5 protein-coding genes are annotated in these 5600 nt (G+C 45.0%); 4 read left to right on the top strand and 1 reads right to left on the bottom strand.

The genetic code is table 11. The annotated features are described in order from the left end of the window. Positions 1 to 200: 200 nt before the first annotated feature. Complete coding sequence (locus E2R66_RS27955; RefSeq protein WP_134737997.1) at positions 201 to 692, top strand: antitoxin Xre/MbcA/ParS toxin-binding domain-containing protein; 492 nt, start codon at positions 201 to 203, stop codon at positions 690 to 692. A gap of 197 nt (positions 693 to 889) precedes the next feature. Beyond that, positions 890 to 1351, top strand: coding sequence for an RES family NAD+ phosphorylase (locus E2R66_RS27950; protein ID WP_134737996.1), 462 nt, complete (start codon positions 890 to 892; stop codon positions 1349 to 1351). Positions 1352 to 1618: 267 nt separating this feature from the next. Here E2R66_RS27950 and E2R66_RS27945 read toward each other — a convergent pair whose 3' ends face one another. Next, entirely contained in the window at positions 1619 to 4009 is a 2391-nt protein-coding gene (locus E2R66_RS27945) for an ABC transporter permease (protein WP_134737995.1), read from the bottom strand. Positions 4010 to 4421: 412 nt separating this feature from the next. Between E2R66_RS27945 and E2R66_RS27940 the strand changes: the two genes are divergently transcribed. Next, positions 4422 to 4949 carry a hypothetical protein gene (locus E2R66_RS27940; RefSeq protein WP_134737994.1) on the top strand — a complete coding sequence of 176 codons (528 nt, stop codon included), beginning with the start codon at positions 4422 to 4424 and terminating at the stop codon, positions 4947 to 4949. Between the two features lie 158 nt (positions 4950 to 5107). Beyond that, on the top strand, positions 5108 to 5404 hold the full coding sequence (locus E2R66_RS27935) for an RNA recognition motif domain-containing protein (RefSeq protein ID WP_134737993.1): 297 nt from the start codon (positions 5108 to 5110) through the stop codon (positions 5402 to 5404). Positions 5405 to 5600: the final 196 nt, after the last annotated feature.

Here is a 5600-nt window from a genome sequence, read left to right as displayed (position 1 = left end):
TTTCATACTAACTGCGTTTGTCGTTATTCACAATTAGTATTTATTTGACCGATTAGCGATGGCCTTTTTATCAACTTTTCAACACAGAACAATTTTATTCAGCCATTTTTAAACAGGCTCTTAGAGAAATATTTATTTTCAGCATCAAATGGAAATAGAAAATTATTTTTTTTTCAATAGAAAATAATTACATTTGTGATATGAAAAAGCACGATGATACTAACCGCCCAGAAACCCAGGCACCAATACGGCAGTACACCGAGTATGATATGCAGGTATCTATGGTTCATGATTTAATTGCACCATACCATACCATGTTTAAATCGCCGCTGGCTAAGTTAGAGGCTATAAAGCAAGGCTTGCAGCCCGCTTCCCTGTCGGCACTTTTGAAAGTTACCGAAGTTACGCAGGCAGATATAGCCCGTTGGCTTGATATTACCGAACCAACGCTGCGCAAGCACATCCAGGGAGATAATAGCCTTAACCCTGGCCTAAGCGAGCATGTAATACAGTTGCTTGAACTATTTGATAAAGGCGTTGATACCTTTGGCCAGCTTAATGAATTCAAGAGCTGGTTGCGCCACTATAACCCCGGCATTGATGCCATCCCTTTTGATATGCTCGATACCATAACCGGCATCGGCATTGTGATGAGCGAGCTTATCCGAATAGATTATGGCGTTACCGCTTAAAGGTTAGAAGGGTTTGAGAAGTTAAAGACGTTTGGAGTTGCCATCTTTAGAAGGGTTGACATCTATCCTGGCTCTGGAACTCATACCTTCCAACTTTTCTAACCTTTCTAACTTCTCCAACTTCTCTAACACCTCCAACTTTTCAACCTTCAAACTTTCCAACGCACCAAACTTTCCAACCCTCGTAACGCTCCCAAATGAACACCTACCGTATAGGCCAAACCAAATACGCTGCCGACCAAAAAGGCTCGGGTATAGACGCGCGATGGAACTCACGTGGGCGTTATGTAATATACACCGGCGGCTCGCTCGCCTTATCGTGTCTGGAGAAATTGGCGCACACTACAGGTACTTCTTTATACACGGGTGATTTCTCGGTAACTATTTATAACATACCCGCCAAGCTGGCTGTAGAAGAAATTACGCTATCGAAACTGACGGCTCTTGAGCCGCAATGGCAAAAAGTGCTTAATTACCCAATAACACAGATGCTCGGCGATAGTTGGCTGCAAAGGATGGAGACCGCTATTTTGAAAGTACCCTCGGCGATTATAGATCTGGAGTACAATTACCTGTTCAACCCGGCCCACCCCGATTTCGCAAAAATAAAGGTCGCCACCATCAAAAAATTCTCGTTTGATGAACGGTTGAGCGGTTAGATGTGCAAATTGCAGATGTGCAGATTTCAGATGTGCAGATCAATGTCGTTTACTTAAGCGATTTCGAATGCGCCATCAGTGCAAAAGGTCGGTAGCTAATCGATAATCAGCTACTCGCATGCCATAGGTATGCTACATCGCCAGTATTGTACCTACGGCACAAAGGTGGTTTTTGCTTGTTTGCTACCGACATTTGGCCCCGATGGGGCCGGGGCTTCCTTAAGTAAACGACATTGATCTGCACATCTGGAATTTGAAATCCTCCGCCTACTCGCTCCTTAAACTTTTTACGGGGTTGGCCATAGCTGCTTTGATGGCCTGATAGCTGATGGTGCTGATGGCGATGACAACCGCTATGGCACCTCCGCTTACGAATATCCACCAGCTCAGTTCTATACGGTAAGCAAAAGATTGTATCCACTTGCTCATGGCAAATAAGGCGATAGGTGAGGCGATAAGGATAGCAACCAATACCAGTGCTACGAAATCTTTAGATATCAGCGCCGCTATTTGGGTGACAGAGGCTCCCACCACTTTACGCACACCGATTTCTTTGGTGCGCTGTTTTACGCTGAAAAGTGCCAGACCAAACAAACCGAAACAGGCGATAGTAATAGCAAGCGTAGTGAATAAGGCAAACAGCTGACCGAATTTGATCTCGGCATTGTACTGCTGGTTAAAGCGTTCGTTTAAGAAGGAATACTCCAGTGGCCGCTGCGGAACCATGTCTTTCCATAACTTTTCAATATCGGCTACGGTTTGCCGCACATTGGCGGTGTTCATTTCAACAGAAAATAGCCTGAAGTTGCCCGGCAACACACGTATGGCCAGCGGCTCGATGGGTTTTTGTAATGATTGGAAGTGGAAATCTTTATAAACGCCTATAATACGGCCATCGGTAGGGTACATGCCTACTTTTACGCCGATGGCTTCGTTGGCATTGGTGAAGCCAAGCTTGCGCAGTGCGGTTTCGTTAATGATCATAGATTCCAACGTATCGGCAGCAAACTGTTCTGATAAACCTCGGCCCGCAACCATGGGGATATTATACTGCTTCATAAACGTGAAGTCGGTTAAGAATATCGGCAGTTCGGCATGGATGGTATCACCTGTTCTTTTGGCAAAATCCATCGACCAGCCCCCTGGTTCGGTTGCTCCGGGTACGTTAGACGATGCCGACACTGATTTTACCCCCTTTAGGCGCATCAGTTCGCTTTTGATTAACCGGTATTGTTGCTTCACCGTGTTGTCACCTTCAAAATTGATCACCATGGTTTGCGCGGGTTTAAAACCCAGATCGTGTTTTTGCATATACTGCAATTGGGTGTACACCACTATGCTGCTGATAATGAGGATAACGGATATAGAGAACTGAAATACCACCAAACCCTTGCGGATAAATATGCTCCTGGCTGATGTCTTTATATTCCCCTTTAAGGCCGTAATAGGGTTAAAGCCGGATAGGATAAAAGCCGGATAGCTGCCGGATAGCAGCCCCACCACCACCCAAATACCAGCTAAAGCAAGTAGATGCACCGGCGTGAAAAAATTGAATACGATATTCTTACCCGCAAACTGGTTGAAAGCCGGGAGTAACATAAGCGATATAAAAACAGCGATGACGAGGGCAAGGCCGGTCATTAAAAACGATTCGATAAAAAATTGGGCTACCAGCTGGTTGCGGGTTACGCCATTTACTTTTTTTACGGCCACTTCTTTGGCCCGTTCGGCTGCGCGGGCTGTTGAGAGATTGATAAAGTTGATACAGGCTATCAGCAGGATAAAAACCGCAATAGCGCTAAATACATACAGGCTGCTGATGCTTCCCGTTTTGCCTATCTGGCCCTCGCGATCGCTGTGCAGGTAAATGTCCGTTAGTTTCTCCAGGCTGTAATGATGTTTGGTTGTTGCCGTATTGGCCTTATGCCGGTTAGCAAAGGCATCGAACCGGGCCTCCAACTGATTCGCGTCGTAGTTGTCGGGCAGGAGGATGTAGGTCCAGAAGTTATTGGAATACCAGTTGCTGAACAGCCAATCGTAGCCCGAATCTTTTTGTTGGGCAGTTGCCATGGATATGAGGATATCAAAACTGATGTGGGAGTTTGCAGGCACATCTTTTATCACACCGGTTACACGCATGCCTTTACCATCGAGCAGTAAGGTTTTGCCAAGGGCATCGGTATTGCCGAAATATTTGGTGGCGGTTTTTTGGGTAATTACTACGCTCATCGGTGTGCTTAAGGCCGTTTGGCTATCGCCATTCACCATACCCAGGTCAAATACATTAAATACGCTCGCATCGGCAAAAAATACATTGCGTTCTTCAAAAAGCTTGTCCTCGTATTTAACCAGGCTCTCGGCGTTAATAAACCTTACGGCTTGTTTCACCTGCGGGAAATCGGCAAGTAGGGCGGGGGCCATTGGGCCTGCAGAACCGGCGCCATGCTGCATCAAGGCGTTGGTTTGTTTATCATCAACCACGCGGTAGATATTGGCAGCCCTGGTATTAAATTTATCGTAGCTCAGCTCATTTTGAATGTATAAGGCCATTAATATAAATGCCGTTAAGCTTACTACCAATCCGCCGATATTTATTGCCGAAAATGTTTTGGTGCGAACCAGGTTGCGGAAGGCGAACTTTAAGTGATTGGCGATCATGGTTTTGTGTTTGTTTTCAACGTTATACAAGAGTAGCTAAGTTTATGCCAGGCTGTAAGGTGTTGTTTTATAGTCGATTGTGATTTTTATAGCGTTTGTGCTGTTCGGTTACGTTACACTTGGTGTTCGCAGCCGATACATTGATTTCGGAATAAAATAAGGCGATGGTGGCGGTTACTTAAGCGATTATTAACTAATTAAAATAAGTGTAAAAAAGACACCTGAACAAGCAAACCTTTTATTGCCGCCTTACGTTTACATAAGTAGTTAAAAAATGTTAAGCTTTTTTGTGTTGGCGCTATTCGCAGGGGGACTTTACAGAAATATTTTTTACTTTTAGGGCATCAATTTACCTATGCACTCAAAACGGTTTAATAACTGGTATGTTTCGTTCGTTTTGCTCCTTGCGCTAATGGCATCTGCATGCCAGAAAGACCAGGGTGATAAAGCCGTGGATCAGAAAAAAGCCGTAGCTGCAGCAGATAGCGCGCTCGCTGCAACGCCTGCAAGCAATTTTTTGGCAGCAAGCGGTACCCTGACTTTTGATTTGAATGATTCTACCTACGTTTTTGATGCTGCAAAAGACTCTATTGCATTTGTAAACATCAGCGTTGGTGATAACCGTTACTTTGGCATCACCGCCATAAACAAGGCCCATACCATGAGTTTTGCCATCAGCAGTAAAGGCACTGCCGCTGCTGCTATTACCAAAGGGGTAGAGGGGAGCCAGCTTTTGCTTCGCCCCGATGCATTGCACATTAAGCAATATAGCCTTACCCAGTTTACCGAGCCGGGCGATGCCGGGGTAATAGATTTGCTGCGCTACCGCCAGGATAGCGTTTTGGCCAAAGGTACTTTCTTCACCTTTTTAGCGCACGACGATAAAGCCGATTCGCCATTTTACCGGGTGGAAGGCACTTTTAACCTCAAGCTTAAATAGCAGCACACCCCGCAGGATTTCTAATTTAAATTATTGGAAATGACAATACGTCATATTGACACGTTATTGTAAAAAACAAGCTACGCCTGTATTTTACGATCCGCGAGGCATGAAAAATGCCCTTTTTTGCGTACATTTGCAGAAAACAAAGGAGATTAATGAAAGTATTTATTGGCGGCCTTCCACTAGAAGTGAACGAGGCTGAATTAAATGCGGTTTTTGAAGATTTTGGGCCGGTTAAGTCCCTCAGGATCGTAAAAGATCGTGAAACAAAAGAGAGCAGGGGTTTTGGGTTTGTTGAAATGGTGAACGATGATGAAGCTAAAGAAGCTATAAGATGCATGAACGGGCAAAGCTATTACGGCAAACGCATAACTGTTAACATAGCCGAGGACAAAGGTCCGGGCTTTAACGGTGGCGGCGGCGGTGGCCGCGGCGGGTTTAGCCGTAATTAAGCACCCCTAAAATATTTTTCTTTTGAAAAGCCGGCATCGTCCGGCTTTTTTTGTGGAATAATGCGGAGATTAAGGTTTTAGAATAAGGCGTTTAAGCAACCCATGATTTTTGCAGAAATATTGGTCCGGCCGCAATCATCGTCTTGACAAGGTTATGAAACATATTGTCAGGATACTTAAGCCTGTTGAACCGGTA

The organism is Mucilaginibacter psychrotolerans, from assembly GCF_004519315.1.
GTDB lineage: Bacteria > Bacteroidota > Bacteroidia > Sphingobacteriales > Sphingobacteriaceae > Mucilaginibacter > Mucilaginibacter psychrotolerans.
The sequence above is the reverse complement of the archived record's forward strand: the minus strand, read 5'-3'. Positions and strand labels throughout refer to the sequence as shown.